A 2,231-nucleotide genomic window follows, 5' to 3' on the forward strand; every position below is an offset into this window, starting at 1 on the left:
CGTCGACGGGCGAGCCCGCAACCGCCGGATCGGAGGTCGCCTGAAAATCACCGATCCACAGGTCTTGACAATATCTCCCCTCGGCTTCGGCTCGCTCGATCGCCGCCCGAAGTTGATATGGATCACTGCCGGTTGTCATGCAGTCTTTGATGGTGCGCACAACCGTCGTGACGGGAATGGCGTCCACCGAGGTGATGTCGCTTGCTGGCAGGTCGCGGCGGTGTAGCCGGTACAGCTCGCCGCCCGCTGCGCGCGGATGGTTGTCGCGCGGGACCGTGAGATGGATACGCGACGGGTTGACGTCAGCGAGGCCGTGAAGCGCCAACGCCGACTCATGCGAGATGACACCACGGCCCAAAGTCCACGACACGGCGGCCGCAAGATCGTCATGCTCACCACGCGGCAGGACCGGCACCCGATACACACCGCGCCCGGCGCGCTCGAGACGTCCACGGGCCGCCAGAAGACGAAGCTGCACAGGGTCAACGCCGATATCGCGCGCGTCACGCGTCGTGACGTAGCCATGCTGCTCTGCCGCGAGTTCAACCAGCCGATCCCAGATCGCCATGTGCTCAATCGTATCAGATTGATACGTTACTGCACACAAATTAGGTGGTGGGTCCGTCTTGTAACGCCGCTGGGCAATAGCTCGCCAGGCATCGACACCCCGCCAAGGCTTCTGCTGACCGTTGCGCGAGCCCGACCATCGGCCCTAACACAGCTCCTCAAGGTCGGAGCGCCCCGAGTTCTCGGAGACGGCGGGACGGGTGTCTAAGAGAAATCGAACCCGGAACCACTTGACCGGCGGTCAAGTTCGGGACGAGGACCGCCCCCGCCCGAGCCGCATAACGTGCACGGGCGCGCATAGCGTGCATGACGTGCGGTCCAACCGCCCAAAACTCCCGCACACCAGCCCATCGAGGGCATCGCCAGCACCTGCGTGGTCCCAGAGCGGTTGTCATCTCGGGTGCACCCGCCAACGAATTTTCCGCATATTCGCAGGTCAATACCTATTTTCCTAAGTCGGGCTGACAGGATTTGAACCTGCGACCACTTGACCCCCAGGAAGTAGCGGTAGGGCGTTTTCCCAGGTCGCCAGCCGTTGTCGCCCCCACAGCGCGGTGCGTGACGTTCACGGCCGTGCAGGTCGTTCCGCATCGCGCATGACGTGTGGTCCCAGAGTGGTCCCCGCCTCTCCGGCAGCTAGCTATGTCCGTACATTTACCGTACAATAGGGCAATCCGCAAGTACGGGCAGCGATGACCGAGGGAAGAAGGAGATGTCGCCGTGGCAGTCAAAACGAAACGCATCGAGCTTCGCGCGGAGCAAGCGACCTTGGACCGCATCCAGCACGCCGCCAACCTTGTCCACGAGCAGACGTCGGAGTTCGTACGGAAAGCCGCGATGCAACGGGCCGAAGACATCCTGCGCCAGGAGCTGGTAACGGCAATGGAGCCCGAACAGTTCGACACACTGATGTCCTCGCTGGATGCCGCTGACGACGCGCCGAGGCTGTCGGCAGCCGCGCACAAACCAGCGGTCTTCACACGGCGCTGACCAATGTTCGAGTCGGCGCGACTCAGTGACGACCACGCGCTGGAAGAGTTCGACTGCGGTAAGGAGTCGCTGAACACCTGGCTCATCGCCCACGCCCGTCGTGCCGACAGCAGCGGAGTCGCACACGTCTACGTGTGGACGCCGTCCGGCGAACGGAGAGTCATGGCCTATTTCGCCATCTGCCCCACCGAAGTAGTGCGCAGCGACGACGGCGTCTCGAGATCCATGGCCGCCGGCCATTCCCGCATCCCCGGATACCTGATCGCTCGCCTGGCCATCGACACAACGCTGCGAGGTCACGGGTATGGCGAGCAGTTGCTCCTGGACGCACTGGGCAAAGCCGTCGCCGCATCGGAGATCGGTGGTGGCCGACTCATCGTCGTTGATGCCATAGACGACGAAGCACAGTCCTTCTACGAGCACTACCACTTCATTCCCGTCCGCAACCGTGAGCGTCGTCTGGTGATGAAGGTGTCTACAGCGGCGAAAGCGCTCGGAGCGCGGTGGCGGGAGTAATCCTTTTCGCCGAGAATTTGCTGCACCAAGGAGATGGCTGTTAGCGGTATCGAGAATTTCCCCGGCGAGTTGGACACGTTGCGCGCCGACAATGTGCGTTTGCGTCGTCTTCTTCAGCTGAGTGAGGAACAGGCACGTGCCGCCGCCAATGACCAGGC

The 2,231-nt window shown here is 62.8% G+C and carries 3 protein-coding genes; 2 read left to right on the forward strand and 1 reads right to left on the reverse strand.

What is annotated here, in order from left to right:
- On the reverse strand, nt 1-607 hold a 607-nt coding region (locus BST28_RS22785), incomplete at its 3' end, for a type IV toxin-antitoxin system AbiEi family antitoxin domain-containing protein (RefSeq protein ID WP_234808393.1).
- A gap of 680 nt (nt 608-1,287) precedes the next feature.
- Here BST28_RS22785 and BST28_RS22790 point away from each other — a divergent pair.
- A complete protein-coding gene (locus tag BST28_RS22790; RefSeq protein WP_019739134.1) occupies nt 1,288-1,557 on the forward strand; it encodes a type II toxin-antitoxin system TacA family antitoxin in 270 nt (89 codons plus the stop codon).
- Nucleotides 1,558-1,560: 3 nt separating this feature from the next.
- Nucleotides 1,561-2,073, forward strand: coding sequence for a GNAT family N-acetyltransferase (locus BST28_RS22795; protein WP_019739133.1), 513 nt, complete (start codon nt 1,561-1,563; stop codon nt 2,071-2,073).
- Nucleotides 2,074-2,231: the final 158 nt, after the last annotated feature.

The organism is Mycolicibacter kumamotonensis (genome assembly GCF_002086285.1).
GTDB lineage: Bacteria > Actinomycetota > Actinomycetes > Mycobacteriales > Mycobacteriaceae > Mycobacterium > Mycobacterium kumamotonense.